Origin of the sequence: Corynebacterium sp. UMB10119B, assembly GCF_030228125.1 — a bacterium.
In the GTDB taxonomy this organism is placed as follows: Bacteria; Actinomycetota; Actinomycetes; order Mycobacteriales; family Mycobacteriaceae; genus Corynebacterium; species Corynebacterium pseudogenitalium.
In genome coordinates this window covers 217830-230939 of sequence record NZ_JASPBG010000001.1, presented here as the reverse complement: position 1 = coordinate 230939, position 13110 = coordinate 217830, and the positions used below count along the sequence as shown (strand labels likewise).

Sequence of the window (13110 nt, the reverse complement as noted above, 5' to 3'; positions counted from 1 at the left end):
TTTTTTACCACGCTTTAGGCTTCGCCGCGGAGCTCACGCATCCGACGTGCGACGGCGTCCTCACTTGCTTGCGGGGCGCCGGTCTTGCCCTGCTCAATCGACTGCTGTTCCTTTCCCGAGGTCAACTCGCCAGACATCTCTGCGCGAATCTGCTCGAGCCGACTGTGGCCTGCCATCTGGATTCCAGCCTGCTCCACCTCAGCCATGCGGCCTTGGATCGAGTTCTCCGCGAGCTCTGCAGCACCCAGTGCGTTCGCGTAGCGGCGCTCAATCTTGTCGCGAACCTGGTCCAAGTTCGGGCCGGAGGCGGTCAACGAGTTCATCGAGCGCATGGTCTCGGAAACCTTCTCCTGCATCTTGGCCTGCTCAAGCTGCGACAGCAACTTCGAGCGCTCAGCGACCTGCTGTTGCAGGTGTGCCGCGTTGCGCTCCACAGCTTGCTTTGCCTGTGCTGCCTGCTGGAGTGCCTGGTCGTGCAGCGCCTTCGTGTCTTCAACGCCCTGCTCTGCGGTAACAAGCTGCGCCGCGAACGCCTCAGCAGCGTTCTCATACTCGGTCGCCTTCTGTGCGTCACCGTTGGAGCGGGACTTATCTGCTAATTGGAGCGCCTGGCGAGCGTTCGCTTGAAGTTTCTCGACTTCCTCCAAGCGACGATTCAGCTGCATTTCCAGCTGACGCTGGTTACCGATAACCGCGGCTGCCTGCTGCGAAAGCGCCTGGTGCTGGCGCTGAGCCTCGGAAATTGCTTGCTCAATCTGGATCTTTGGATCAGCATTCTCCTCGATCTTGTTGTCGAAAAGTGCCATCAGGTAGTTCCAGAATTTTGAAAACGGGTTTGCCATAGTGTTGCGTTTTACCTTTCGCTGAGCATTGAAATTGGCCGTGTCCACGGCCAAACTGTTTCGTATTCTATCTGTTACAGCGCTGCTCCGCTATGCGTGAATCGCATCAGCCGTAGCGAATTCATCGTTCATCGATTGCAGTGAAAGGTTCGCAACAGCCTCGAGAACAACTTCTGAAACCGTAGTGTCCAGTGCTTCGCAAATCGATGCGAGCAGCTCTGAGGAAACTTCCTTGCGCCCACGCTCCAGCTCAGAGAGGTAACCAGAAGAAACGCGGGCTTGAGCAGCAAGAGATCGCAACGTCACGCCTTTATCCGCCCGGAAAGCTCGCAGTGACATTCCTAGCGCCTCTCTCAGCAGCGGTTCTTTCTGGCGGGTTCCAGACTCGCGAAATGGAAAAGCGACCTCATCCTGTGCATCGAACGAGGGCTCAAGCGGCGTATCGATTAGAAGTGTCGTAGTCATCACTTGGTATAACTCCCCTCAACGTGTTTTTGTTCCCGCACGGCATGCAACAGGACGCGAAGCGCTGCTTCAACAGCCCACTCGCGTACCTCGTTGCGCGGCGCCTGTAGCAAGTTTCGGGCCTGTCTGAATCCTGGAATGGTTCCGCGTACGAGAGGGGCGTCGGAAAGTATGTCGCCTGCGAGAACTGCTTCACAACCATCACTTGAGGCGATCCCTACCCAGACCTCACCAACAGGGTGGCCATCCTGTTCACTGGGCCCGGCCACACCAGTGAGCGAAAGGCCCCAGTCCGCGTCGAGCTTCCGCTTTGCCGCCTTCGCCATCTCTTTCGCGGTCACCGGAGAAACAGGTCCAAACTCATCGATGACGTCCTGGGGAACGCCGGCCAAGGTAACTTTGCACTCAGTCGCGTAAGTCACCATCGCGCCTCGTAGCGCTGCGGAGGCACCCGGAACGCCTGCGAGTGCGGCACTTGCCAAACCGGCAGTGAGCGATTCACAAAGCCCAACTGTTGCACCCCTCTTAGTAAGTTCCGCAATCACATCGGATGCAGTACCTCGCATTAGTTATTCACCTTGCGAGCATCGACAAGGTATTGCACGCCGGTCACCACGGTGACGACTACGGCCAACACCATTACAACGTAGGAAGGCGCGTCCATCCAGGAAGGCAGCGGGCACAGGTAAAGCGCCACACCTACCGTCTGGAGCACCGTCTTCACCTTGCCACCCTTGGACGCGGGAACGACATGGTCGTTGCGCAGCATCCACATTCTCCACATGGTGATGCCGAGCTCGCGGACCACGATGACGATAGTCATCCACACAGGAAGGTTGGACGCCACGTTGAGTACTACAAGTGCCGTAATCATCAGGGCCTTGTCCGCGATCGGGTCCGCAATTTTCCCGAAGTCGGTAATCAGGTTGTAGGTACGGGCGATTGTTCCGTCTAGCTTGTCCGTGAGCATCAGCGCAACGAACACACCGAACGCCGCACCCCATCGCTGGTCCAGTGCCAACCATGCGAAGACGGGGATAAAAATGATTCGCAACGACGTCAAGACGTTGGGTACGTTCCAGTTCGATGGTTTTTCAGTCACGCCCTCTACCCTACCTATCCCATGCTTTCCCTTAGACTGCGTGTTATGAAATATTTTGCATTCCATTACACGTACTCAGATAATACGGACCTCGTAGATGCTACGCGCCCCGCACACCGCGAGTTCATCGCGAAGCAGCTAGAGCTCGGAAGGATTGTCGGATCTGGCCCGCTAGTCGACGCCGGCAAGGCCCTAATCATCGTGCAATTACCAGATACTGCCGACGCTGCGGAGGCAGTATCACTCATGAACCAGGACCCCTACTGGCAGAACAACGCTCTACTCAGCCGCGAGGTCCACGAGTGGAACCCGGTTTCCCGGGTGTTCCCTTAGACCGCGGAAGTTCTACTTCCTCCCGCGCTGTACATGGAGGTGATCCGTCTCGCGGGAACCAGTGGCGGTGTGATCCCCCTTGCCCGACGTTGCAGGGTCATCAATCCACTCGATGTGGTGGCCCTGGTTGTCGACTTTCCGGCGATTGCCGTGGTCGTCATAGTCAATGTGCCAGCTCGGACCGTTCGGGTCCCGCCGCCCTGCCTTGATATCCGCTCGGTCTTTCACCATGGAGCACAGCACGGTAATCACCAGTACTGCCACAATGAAGCCGAGCGATGCAACGGTGCCGACCTCCGGCACGCTCACATTCTCACCGCCATTGACAAACGGCAGGTTGTTCTCGTGTAGCGCGTGAAGCAACAGTTTGATGCCGATAAAGCCAAGAATCACGCCCAACCCGTACGACAGATACACCACACGGTCCAACAAGCCAGAAAGCAGGAAGAACATCTGGCGAAGGCCCATGAGTGCGAACGCATTCGCGGTAAATACGATGTACGCCTCAGAGGTAATCCCGTAGATTGCTGGGATCGAATCAAACGCAAACATTACGTCGATAAACCCGATGGAGAGCAGTGCGACGAACAGCGGGGTCGCTGCGGACTTGCCCTCCTTCGTCTTCGACCACAGCTTGTCACCGTGGTAGGAGCTCGTGACTGGGACGACTTTACGGAGTGCCTTCACGACAGCCATATCGTTCGGATCTGTTTCAGGTGCATCAGTCGCTTCGTCGTAGACGAGCTTGACAGCCGTGTAGATCAAGAACGCTGCGAAGATGTAGAAGACGTCGCTCCACGCCTCGATAAGTGCTGCGCCGAGCAGAATAAACAGCAAGCGGCATACCAACGCGATAACAATGCCCAGGAGCAGCACCTTTTGCTGATACTTCCTTGGAATCTTGAACGCACCCATGATCAGCGCAAAGACGAACAAGTTGTCCACGGACAGCGCAAGCTCAGTGATGTAGCCAGTGAAGAACTGGACGCCGTGCTCGCCGTCCCACTCCCACCAGATCGCACCGCCACAGATCGCTGCCATCGTCATGTAGAACAGCGTCCAAAAGCCCGATTCTTTGATAGTTGGCTCGTGGGCCTGGCGAACGTGAGTAAGAAAGTCAAAGGCGAAAAAGCCCAGAATGATTGCTGCAGTGAGCAGCCATATCCATAGGGGGACACTCAACGTGGTTACCTCCGGTCGTTGCATAGGACAAAGAAAGACCGGAGGTCTCCCCCACCACGTAGCTACGCGGCTGCCTCAACCGGGATACGTATGTTCCGTGTTGACGATTCGAGGCACTTGCGGGGTACTCCCCTCCAATGCGAATGCCAGGCTACACCATCAAGAGGAGTCGCTACCAGTTATACGGCTCCACCGGTGGGATTGTAGGTTGCTTCGACCGTCTTAACGTCATCTTCATCTGCAGTGGCGTCATCACCAAGTTGCGCGTCGACGTCCTTCGGTGCGTCCGCGGGATCCGCACCCTTGAGCATCCAAAGAATGGTCTCGAGCTCCTCTGGCTTCACCAGCACTTCACGAGCCTTGGAGCCTTCCGACGGCCCAACGATGCCACGGGACTCCATCAAATCCATCAGTCGACCGGCCTTCGCAAACCCGATACGCAGCTTACGCTGCAGCATCGAGGTCGATCCGAGCTGCGCCGTAACAACGAGTTCAACGGCTTCCAGCAGGTCGTCCAGGTCCTTGCCGATGTCGTCGTCGATAACTTTCTTCTCGGACTCCTTCTCTTCCGTAACGCCCTCGACGTACTGTGGTTCGTCCTGGCTCTTGGCAGCGTCCACGACGGCTTGGATTTCAGCGTCAGACACAAACGCACCTTGCATGCGTTGCGGCTTGCCGGCGCCCTGCGGGATGAAGAGACCGTCGCCCATGCCGATGAGCTTCTCCGCGCCACCCTGGTCGAGGATGACGCGTGAGTCAGTAAGTGAAGATGTTGCAAACGCGAGCCTGGACGGCACGTTCGTCTTGATCAAGCCCGTGACGACGTCCACCGAAGGTCGCTGCGTAGCCAAGACAAGGTGGATACCTGCTGCGCGGGCCTTCTGCGTAATGCGGACGATCGAGTCCTCGATCTCCTTCGGCGCGGTCATCATGAGATCGGCAAGCTCGTCGACGACACAGACGATGAACGGGTAGGGTCGCATCTCGCGCTGAGAGCCTGCAGGAGCAGTGATTTCACCGCTCTTCACCTTCTTGTTGAAGTCCTTGATGTGGCGGACACGAGCGGTCTTCATGTCCATGTACCGCTGCTCCATCTCCTCCACCAGCCACTGCAGTGCCGCTGATGCCTTCTTCGGCTGCGTGATAATTGGCGTGATCAGATGTGGAATCCCCTCGTACGGAGTGAGCTCCACCATCTTTGGGTCGATGAGGATCAGGCGTACTTCTTCAGGTGTTGCGCGCGTCAGCAAGGAAACCAACATCGAGTTCACGAACGCCGACTTACCGGAGCCCGTAGAACCCGCAACAAGCAAGTGCGGCATCTTCTGCACCGAAGATGCAATAAAGTCGCCCTCGATGTCCTTGCCTAAGCCGATGAGCATAGGGTCATCGTCTGCAGCAACATTCGGCGCTTCGAGGACATCGCGCAGACGAACCATTTCACGGTCCTGATTCGGCACCTCAATGCCGACGGCAGATTTGCCGGGAATTGGCGTCAACAAACGAACGTTATCGGTCGCGACTGCATAGGCAAGATTGGACTGCAAGTTGGTAATCTTCGACACCTTGACGCCGGGCCCAAGCTCTACTTCGTAGCGGGTCACGGTCGGACCACGGGAGAAGCCCGTCACCATAGCATTGACCTTGAACTCCTCGAAGACCTCTGTAATGGCTTCGATCATGCGATCGTTAGCTTCGGTGCGAGTCTTCGGCGCTTGGCCAGCGAGCAGCAAATCGGTTGTTGGAACGACGTAGGTGGAATTCCTGTCGATCTTCTTCGCGTGGCCATCCTTCGGCGCCTCAGGTGGAGTTGCGCTTGGGTCCTTCCCTGAACGCGCTACGACCGCCTGGCGAACTGCGTCTCGCGACTGATCGACGGCATCCCGTTGAGCCTCCTCAAGCGTAGGCCGGGGCAGAATCTTCGTCTCCTCGGGTTGCGCAGGCTGACGTTTCGACGCCGCCTTCGTCGCAGGACGTTCAATGACCGTAGTGGCGTCGCTGCCTTCCTGCGTATCGAAGTCTTCACCGAAATCGAAAACCTCTGTCTCATCACCCTGTGCTTGAGGCGCTGACGCTGGCTCCGCCGGGTAGTTATCCAGCGGCGTGGAGGCCTTTCGCAACTTCTCCGAGAAAGACGAAAACCCAGAAACCCTTGGTTTCTTTGCCGCTGTACGTGGAGAAAGACCGGTACGTGGGCTCCTCGATTCAGGCTCAACCCGCGAGCGCTTTGCCGACGTGCGCGGGCGCCCCTCTGCGATAGCGTCAATGTCCCGGCCTACATCACTGTAAGGATCCGACTCATCGTCAGTCTCGGGCCGCTGGAATACCGAGCTAAGCCACGCAGTGAAAAAGTCATAGGCCTCACGCACAGTAATACCGGTTGTACGAAGCGCACCATAAACAATGACAAGTCCCAGCAGCGGGACTGCCACATAAGAGGAGAATCCAGCGGCGAGCAAACCACCGGTGAACGTGCCCACTACCCCACCGGCGATCTTGCGGGATTCCCAATCTGCAGGGTTGCCAGCGAAGACATGAATCATGCCAAGCATCGCAACACCAATAATCAACAGGCCCGACGCCACCCTGGCACGTACTGCCGGTTCTGCCTTCACGTTCAGCATGAGAGCGATAGCGATGCAGACCAAAATCACAGGAAGCAGGAGCGCACCAGCACCAATTGCCCAGTGAACACCCTGCGCAATAACGTTGCCTATCGGGCCAGCGATATCCATCCACACGGAGGCGCCCAGGATCGCGGCAAGGCCAATGAGCACTAAACCGTACGCGTCAACGTTGCCACGCGAGATGCCCAACGAGCGACTGGATTTTCGTGAGTGCTCTTCACGTTGCGGCGCCTCAGCAGAGGGGCCGTCATCAAGAAAATCGAAGTTGTCGTCCTCGTCATCGTATCCGTTTGCGTCGGGCACGCTGTCAAAACTCTCCTTACGGTGTGGTCGAAGTTTGGTAAGCAACGAACCAGCTCCGCGAACTGCACTGCCAATTGAGCTTCCGACGACTCTCGTCGCGGACCCGACCCGTTCATCGGCAGTCTCTGCCGCGACCATGGACGAGGTCGGTGGATGCGTCATCGACGCTGGGGCACCGTAACGGCTCGTCGTTGAACGTGCACGGTCCCGCGGGCCTGTCGAAGCTCGCGTATTTCGTGGCGCTGGTTTTCTGGCAGACATGTGCTACACACTAGTACCTTGCGCACCATTATTACCATCCGCCACTCTAAAACCACAGATGTTGTTACAGGCGAATGAATCAAGTACTACAACTTGATATCTACTCCAGCAAGAGCTTCGACCGCACCGGTTACATCCACTTCGACCGCGCTGCGACCGGCGGCCCACAACAAAAGTTCCCCGGGTTCGCCGTATACGCGGACGACGTTATCGCCCTGCTTTGAAACGCCGACGCCTTCGCCAATGACGGCAGGAGGCAAGTCCGGGGGCGTCAAAATCACAGGTACCGCAACACCCTTCAGCGTGACTGAACCAAACCGCTTCGCAAGCTTCAAAAGTTCTTTGTTGGTGACGGCGCTAAACTGCCGTGGTTCGACCTTACCCCCACCACGACGAACGTCTTCGTGGTGAATAAAGTGCTCGGCTGTATTTAACGTGTCGTCACTCGGCTTGAAAAGCGAAGGCGGACCGATGGCCCAGAGACGCACAAGATCCTCGTACGACCATGATGCAAGTCGGGCTTCCTCCGCCTCCAAAAACTTCCTCGCTCGCTTTACGAATATTCCGATGGCAGCTAATGGCCTTCGTTCACGGATGTAGAGGTGCGTCGCCAAATCTCGAGTGTTCCAGCCCTCGCACAGCGTCGGTGCTTCAGGCCCGACTTCGAGTAACAGTTCAGCAAGTTGATTTCGTTCAGTCTTTGCAAATGACATGGGCCCTAGCATAGTGCCAGGGCCCATAGTTCTGCTCACAAAAGTGTCAGGTATTAAAGCGACTCTCGTGTTGCTTGAACATCAGCGTCTTCTGCCGGTCCAATATCCGCCGCGGTTGGAACCACGGTTGGAAGAATGACTGGCTCACGCTTGTACTTCTGCTCAATCGTTCGCGAGAGCTGACGACGAAGCTGCTGCACCATGCGGTACGGGTCATTCTCCCCTTCTGCAGCCAAATCACCCATAACTTCCTGGACACGCTCGACGACCTTCTTATTGAAGTCACGGTCGTCTTCAGAGAAACCAGTGGTGGAGACGCGCGGTACCTCAATGAGGCTACTTGTGCGGTCGTCGATCACGCAGGTAATCGAGACAACGCCACCTGAGGCAAGCGAGCTGCGGTCTGCCAGCACGTCCGGGTCAACGTCGCCCATCGTCGCGCCATCAACATAAAGCTGTCCGACCTGGTACTGGCCAACAACCTTGATCTTGCCCTTCGTCATGTCAACCACAACACCATTTTGAGCAAGTGCGGTATTCTCCGGCTTCACACCGGTCGCAATAGCGAGCTCCTTGTTCGCGCGCATGTGGCGCCACTCACCGTGCACAGGCATAGCGCAAGTCGGGCGTGCTGCGTTGTACAGGAAGAGAAGCTCACCGGCGTAGCCGTGGCCAGAAGCGTGGACATGAGCTTCGGAGTTCGTCACCACAGTCGCACCGATTTGTGCGAGGTTGTTGATCGTCGCGAACACAGCCTCCTCATTACCTGGGATCAGGGAAGACGACAGGATGATCATGTCACCGTCGCGGATGGTGATCTGGCGGTGTTCACGGCGCGACATACGCGAAAGCGCAGCCATCGGCTCGCCCTGCGTACCCGTTGTGATCAGCACAACCTTATGCGGCGCCATCTTGGCAGCTTCTTCGATAGGGATAATCGTGTTCTTCGGAGCCTTCAGCAGGCTCATCTTCTCGGCGATTTCCATATTTCTCAACATGGAGCGGCCGTTGAAAGCAACCTTGCGACCATTCGCTACAGCCGCGTTGACTGCCATTTGGACGCGAGCAACGTTGGAAGCAAACGAAGCAATCACAACGCGCTGCTTCGCCTGGCTCACCAAACGCGTCAGTGTCTCCTCGATACCGGCCTCGGATGCAGAAATACCCGGCACCGTAGCGTTCGTGGAGTCGCACATAAACAGATCGACGCCTTCGTCACCGTAACGCGACAGCGCCGGCAGGTCCGTCGGCATTCCATCGTACGGAGTCTGGTCCACCTTGACGTCACCGGTCATCACCACATGACCCGCGCCGGTCTTAATAGACAGGCCGAGACACTGCGGAATGGAGTGATTCACGTGCCAGAAACGCACGTGGAATGGGCCCAAGTTGACGGAAGAATCCTTGTTCACCTCATGCAACTTCGGACGCTGACGGTGCTCCTTCGTCTTCGCAGCAATCAGCGCATTGGTGAAACGCGACGAGTAAATCGGGATATCCGGGCGCAGCTTCAACAGCCACGGGATTGCGCCAATGTGGTCTTCGTGTCCATGAGTGACAACCAGGGCCTCGACCTTGTCCAACTTCTTTTCAATCGGACCAAAGTCAGGCAGCACAAGATCAACGCCTGGTTCACCGGAGTTCGGGAACAGCACACCACAGTCAACGATGAGCAGGCGTCCGTTGTATTCAAACACCGTCATATTACGACCGATTTCGGAAATACCACCCAAGGCGTAAATACGCAGGGTCCCCTTCGGTGCCTTCGGAGGAGCCGGGAGGCGCTTCGTCAAGTCTGCGCCCTGCATCGACTTCACCGGGTTGCGACGGCCACCGCCGTTGTTACCGCGTCCACGGCCGCGTCGGCGATTCCTGCCGTTACCGCCATTTCCGTTCGAGTTCCGGGACTTGCTATCCCGCTGTGACTTCTCAGAGCCCTTGTCATCTTCATTACTTGCGGTTCCTGCGGCCTGCTTCGGTGCCTGAAACACCGGCTTCTGTTCAGTGGCCTCAGGTGGCCCTGCTTTACGCGTCACTTTGCGTGAGCGTGTACGGGGTTCGTTCATACTTAAAGGACTCCAGCCTTCTTCAAATCTTCTCTGAGAACCTCCACCTGCTCAGAGGTCGCTCCGACCACTGGCAGGCGTGGTTCGCCTACTTCAATGCCCTGCAGACGCAGGGCAGCCTTTGCAAATGTTGTGCCACCGAGAATCGCCTGTTGATGTGCGAGAACGTCGATGACGTTGGCGTTAATTTCCCGCGCACGGACGAGGTCGCCTTCCTCGAAGCTTGTGATGAGCTCGCGCAATGCTTGCGGTGCTGCGTGGCCTACAACCGAGATCACACCGGTTGCCCCCATGGCCAGCCACGGCAGGTTCAGCGGGTCGTCTCCGGAATACCATGCCAGACCTGTTGATTGGATCAACGGTGCTGCCTCGAAGAAGTCGCCTTTCGCGTCCTTCATCGCAACTACGGTTGGCAATTCCGCCAACTTCGCAATGGTGTCCGAGGCAATCGGAATCGCAGAGCGTCCTGGAATGTCGTAGAGGCAGATCGGCAACGAAGTTGCAGACGCGATCTCCCGGAAGTGCGCAAACACGCCGTCTTGAGACGGCTTCGAGTAATACGGCGTGACAACCAAGAGGCCATCAGCCCCTGCCTCAGCAGCTTCCTTCGCCAATGCGACGGACTTTCGGGTATCGTTCGTGCCTACTCCGGCGATAAGTTTGGCGCTATCGCCAACTTCTTCACGCACCGCTTTCAGTAACGCGACTTTCTCTTCACTGGTTGTCGTTGGCGATTCGCCCGTCGTGCCCGCAAGCACGAGGGCATCAATGCCATTGCCGACAAGGTGGGCAGCTAATGCTCGTCCTGCCTTAACGTCTAGCTCGCCATGCTTATCGAACGGCGTGACCATTGCGACGCAGACTGTGCCGAAAACGTCAGCACCGATATTAGCTTTCATAGAAGTGCCCATGCCAAAAGAGCGTACCCTTTTTGCTGGCTGAATGTAACTCCACCGCTATGTTTTGTACTGGGTTGTTGCCTTCTTAGTCCCGTCCGGCAGCGTTGTGACAACGAAGTCCTCGAACAAGACGGGTGCGCACTCACTCAAAAGTTCCAGACACCTCACGGCGACCGCTCGTAGCTCCTCCCCACTGTGCTCACCTGCCCTGGTCGCAACAAAATTCCGCCAAGTCCGGAGGTTGCCGCTGACAACAAGTCGGGTTTCTCTCGCAGCCGGAGCAAGTGCCATAGCTGCCTCGCGTACCTGTTGCTTGCGCAGTAGCACATTCTTCTCATCCGTCAGACTTGCTTCCACCGCGTTATGCAATTCGTCGTGCACAAACGCAGCGTCTTCAATCGCGTGCTCGAAAAACCGTTGAAGTTGCTCGTCGCGCTGTACGACGCTAGGAACCACGACTCCTCTTTGCTCTTCAGGTAAGGAGTACTGTGAAAGCTCGCTGATTGAAAAGTCTCGGTGCCGCAATATCTCATGGCTGGTGGCCATTGAGATTCCCTGAATATACAGCGTCACGCTTGCGTGCTCGAGCAGCGAGAGGTTGCCGGTATCAATGACGTGATGCAGGAAGGCGTCCGTGCTCGAAGTGTGAGACTCATTGTCACCGAAGGAGTCATAGCTTGCCCTGCCTGCAAATTCGACGACAGCATCCGCCGCCGCTGCACCAGATGAAGGCCGCCAGCCCAGTCCGGCTGGCGGTTCGAACGTTGATGCTGCCACGAGCTGGATGCTGAGTTGGCGCTGCGGCTGCATCTGTTACAGCCCGAGGAACTTGTCAAGGCCGATCGTGAGGCCTGGATGATCCATGACGTTTCGCACGCCGAGCAATACACCCGGTACGAACGAATCACGCCCATAGGAATCTTGGCGGATAGTCAACGACTGATCGACGGTGCCGAAGATAACTTCCTCATGCGCAACCATTCCGGTCATACGCACAGCGTGGACTCGGACGCCATCGATATCCGTGCCGCGCGCTCCATCGAGTTCCTGCACAGTGGCATCCGGACAAGGTTGCATTCCGGCGGCCTTTCGGGCCTCTGCAATCCCTTGCGCTGTCTTTACCGCAGTGCCGGACGGTGCATCCAGCTTGTTCGGATGGTGGTACTCAACTACCTCGGCTGACTCGAAGAACTTGGCCGCCTGGCGAGCAAAGGACATCGTCAATACAGCTGAGATGGCGAAGTTAGGCGCAATGAGAACGCCAGTGCCCTGCGAAGCAGCACACCAGCTGCGTACTTGGTCGTAGCGATCGTCGTCAAATCCTGTTGTGCCCACTACACAGTGGATGCTGTGCTTGATACAGAACTCGAGATTGCTCATTACCGAATCTGGAGTGGTGAAGTCGACGATAACTTCGGCACCAGCGTCCAACAGTTTTTCTAAGCTGTCGTCTTTATCGATCTCGGCCACAAGTTCAAGATCATCAGCCGCGCGCACGCCCGTTACAACTGCGGTACCAACGCGCCCATGCGCTCCCAAAACACCGACTTTGATTGTCATATCCATTCCTCAATTCTGCTTTGCGAGTTGCGTTCGTTCTACTGCTGTCACTGTAGCGCGCCGTGCGGCAGGTGTGGTTCGGTACACTCGAAAAGCATGAAGAGTAGCTTGATCCTCCCCGGTGTCTTCGCCGTGGCTGCACTGCTCACCGCGTGCGGCACGGGCTCCGAAGTGACAGAGCCGTCCGCAGCGACCGCGTCCCCTGAAAGCGTTGCAGCTACCACTACACAAGACGCATCTGCTACGGAGTCAACGGTATCGGCTGCCGCATCTCCCGCAGCCCCAGTCGCTCTCAACACCTTCGCTCCACCCGAAGGTGCCCCTGAGCTAACGCTCCAGGATGTTCGAGTCGGTAGCCATGAGACTTATGACCGCGTCGTCTTCGAGTTCTCAGGCGATGGCCTACCTGGATACCGAATTCAGTACACCGATAAGGCACTCCAGCAGGCCTCCGGCCACGAGCTCGCGGTCTCCGGTAACGACATCTTGGAGGTGCTCATCGAAGGCACACCGATGGATCGACTCCCGAGCAACCCTGATCTTATCTCCGCTGGCCCGTATCAGCTGGCAACCGGCAACGTCGCTGGGATCACCAACGGCGGCACGTTTGAAAACCAGTCGCAGTTCTTCATCGGACTCGACCGGCAGCGTTCGTTTGAGGCTACGGTGTTGGAAAGTCCAACACGGCTAGTTATTGACGTCCACCGTTAGCTCGGCAAACGCGTAGTGGCCAGGGCATTTACGCCCTGGCCACTTC

General features: G+C 57.1%; 14 protein-coding genes. 3 read left to right on the top strand and 11 right to left on the bottom strand.

Translation table 11 applies throughout. The annotated features are described in order from the left end of the window. Positions 1-14: 14 nt before the first annotated feature. The 4 genes from QP802_RS01065 to pgsA all read right to left on the bottom strand — a co-directional run bounded on the left by QP802_RS01065 (position 15) and on the right by pgsA (position 2409). Positions 15-842: a PspA/IM30 family protein gene (locus QP802_RS01065; RefSeq protein WP_070977168.1), complete on the bottom strand. Its 828-nt coding sequence runs from the start codon at positions 840-842 to the stop codon at positions 15-17. Between the two features lie 90 nt (positions 843-932). Continuing rightward, a complete protein-coding gene (locus tag QP802_RS01060) occupies positions 933-1307 on the bottom strand; it encodes a helix-turn-helix domain-containing protein (protein WP_083290921.1) in 375 nt (124 codons plus the stop codon). Further along, positions 1307-1873, bottom strand: coding sequence for a CinA family protein (locus QP802_RS01055; RefSeq protein ID WP_070976737.1), 567 nt, complete (start codon positions 1871-1873; stop codon positions 1307-1309). The genes QP802_RS01060 and QP802_RS01055 overlap by 1 nt, the downstream gene beginning before the upstream one ends. Then, on the bottom strand, positions 1873-2409 hold the full coding sequence (gene pgsA, locus QP802_RS01050; RefSeq protein ID WP_255366188.1) for a CDP-diacylglycerol--glycerol-3-phosphate 3-phosphatidyltransferase: 537 nt from the start codon (positions 2407-2409) through the stop codon (positions 1873-1875). The genes QP802_RS01055 and pgsA overlap by 1 nt, the downstream gene beginning before the upstream one ends. A gap of 45 nt (positions 2410-2454) precedes the next feature. Here pgsA and QP802_RS01045 point away from each other — a divergent pair, with 45 nt between their 5' ends. Continuing rightward, positions 2455-2742, top strand: a complete 288-nt coding sequence (locus QP802_RS01045) for a YciI family protein (protein ID WP_256020327.1) — start codon at positions 2455-2457, stop codon at positions 2740-2742. 12 nt (positions 2743-2754) lie between these two features. Here QP802_RS01045 and QP802_RS01040 read toward each other — a convergent pair whose 3' ends face one another. After that, positions 2755-3924, bottom strand: coding sequence for a TerC family protein (locus QP802_RS01040; protein WP_284817457.1), 1170 nt, complete (start codon positions 3922-3924; stop codon positions 2755-2757). A gap of 179 nt (positions 3925-4103) precedes the next feature. Then, positions 4104-6854, bottom strand: coding sequence for a DNA translocase FtsK (locus tag QP802_RS01035; protein WP_256059531.1), 2751 nt, complete (start codon positions 6852-6854; stop codon positions 4104-4106). 34 nt (positions 6855-6888) lie between these two features. On the opposite strand from QP802_RS01035, the gene QP802_RS01030 reads away from it, so the two are divergent. Next, positions 6889-7035: a hypothetical protein gene (locus tag QP802_RS01030; protein WP_246814942.1), complete on the top strand. Its 147-nt coding sequence runs from the start codon at positions 6889-6891 to the stop codon at positions 7033-7035. Positions 7036-7201: 166 nt separating this feature from the next. On the opposite strand, the gene QP802_RS01025 is transcribed toward QP802_RS01030, so the two are convergent. From QP802_RS01025 to dapB, 5 genes are read right to left on the bottom strand one after another with little or no spacing between them, the layout of a single operon-like run. Beyond that, the gene (locus tag QP802_RS01025; protein WP_252930816.1) at positions 7202-7828 is read right to left on the bottom strand and encodes a TIGR03085 family metal-binding protein; all 627 of its coding nucleotides are present in this window, start codon (positions 7826-7828) and stop codon (positions 7202-7204) included. A 53-nt stretch (positions 7829-7881) separates the two neighbouring features. Continuing rightward, entirely contained in the window at positions 7882-9894 is a 2013-nt protein-coding gene (locus QP802_RS01020; RefSeq protein ID WP_284817456.1) for a ribonuclease J, read from the bottom strand. A gap of 2 nt (positions 9895-9896) precedes the next feature. Continuing rightward, positions 9897-10805 carry a 4-hydroxy-tetrahydrodipicolinate synthase gene (gene dapA, locus QP802_RS01015; protein ID WP_256008109.1) on the bottom strand — a complete coding sequence of 303 codons (909 nt, stop codon included), beginning with the start codon at positions 10803-10805 and terminating at the stop codon, positions 9897-9899. 45 nt (positions 10806-10850) lie between these two features. After that, positions 10851-11570, bottom strand: a complete 720-nt coding sequence (thyX, locus tag QP802_RS01010) for an FAD-dependent thymidylate synthase (protein ID WP_255365761.1) — start codon at positions 11568-11570, stop codon at positions 10851-10853. A 36-nt stretch (positions 11571-11606) separates the two neighbouring features. Next, entirely contained in the window at positions 11607-12353 is a 747-nt protein-coding gene (gene dapB, locus QP802_RS01005; RefSeq protein WP_284817455.1) for a 4-hydroxy-tetrahydrodipicolinate reductase, read from the bottom strand. A 96-nt stretch (positions 12354-12449) separates the two neighbouring features. On the opposite strand from dapB, the gene QP802_RS01000 reads away from it, so the two are divergent. Next, entirely contained in the window at positions 12450-13064 is a 615-nt protein-coding gene (locus QP802_RS01000) for an AMIN-like domain-containing (lipo)protein (protein WP_284817454.1), read from the top strand. Positions 13065-13110: the final 46 nt, after the last annotated feature.